Below are 793 nucleotides of genomic sequence, written 5' to 3'. Positions count from 1 at the left end.
TCGGTTGATTTCTCTTCCTCGCCCTACTTAGATGTTTCAGTTCAGGCGGTTCCCCTCATATACCTATTTGATTCAGTATATGATGTATGTGCATACACATACGGATTGCTCCATTCGGAAATCTGCGGATCAATTCATACTTGCTGATCCCCGCAGCTTATCGCAGCTTATCACGTCCTTCATCGGCTCCTAATGCCAAGGCATTCTCCCTACGCTCTTCTTAGCTTAACCATTTTTGAATTATGTCTAATCCTCTTAATTTTTATGCTAATTGCAGGTTTTTTACCCGACTTTAACTTTCGTTATTGTCGTTCATTTTTCCTCATTTGCATTACTTTTGCTTTTCATTATTCAATTTTCAAGTTTCGTTCCTTGCAAGATCTCTCTTGCTGGTGGGCACAAGTGGACTCGAACCACCGACCTCACGCTTATCAGGCGTGCGCTCTAACCACCTGAGCTATGCGCCCATTATGCTTTACATAACGGCACTCAAGCTGTTCGTCTTCCTTCGTCCCTTGGTGGAGATGAGGAGAATCGAACTCCTGACCCCCTGCTTGCAAAGCAGGTGCTCTCCCAGCTGAGCTACACCCCCATATGCAGGGACTAGGTACTCCATTGTGCTGTTTTAAAGATACTGTTTCCAGCATCCTCAAAATTGAACAAAAACTACTTTCCTTAAACCTTTGCTGACCGGAGAATTATTTTATGAGAAGTTTTCTTTTCCTTCTCTGTTCTCCATAGAAAGGAGGTGATCCAGCCGCACCTTCCGATACGGCTACCTTGTTACGACTTC

The 793-nt window shown here is 44.1% G+C and carries 2 tRNA genes and 2 rRNA genes; all 4 read right to left on the bottom strand.

Annotated elements, in window-relative coordinates:
- Positions 1-231 (bottom strand): 23S ribosomal RNA (locus WS40_RS10905); the annotation flags it as partial.
- 159 nt (positions 232-390) lie between these two features.
- Positions 391-467: transfer RNA gene (locus WS40_RS10900), tRNA-Ile, on the bottom strand.
- 49 nt (positions 468-516) lie between these two features.
- Positions 517-592: transfer RNA gene (locus WS40_RS10895), tRNA-Ala, on the bottom strand.
- Positions 593-741: 149 nt separating this feature from the next.
- Positions 742-793, bottom strand: a 16S ribosomal RNA gene (locus WS40_RS10890); the annotation flags it as partial.

The sequence above is a fragment of the Ruminococcus sp. N15.MGS-57 genome (genome assembly GCF_000980385.1).
Lineage (GTDB): Bacteria > Bacillota > Clostridia > Oscillospirales > Ruminococcaceae > Hominimerdicola > Hominimerdicola aceti.
This window is presented reverse-complemented; position numbering and strand designations above follow the sequence as displayed.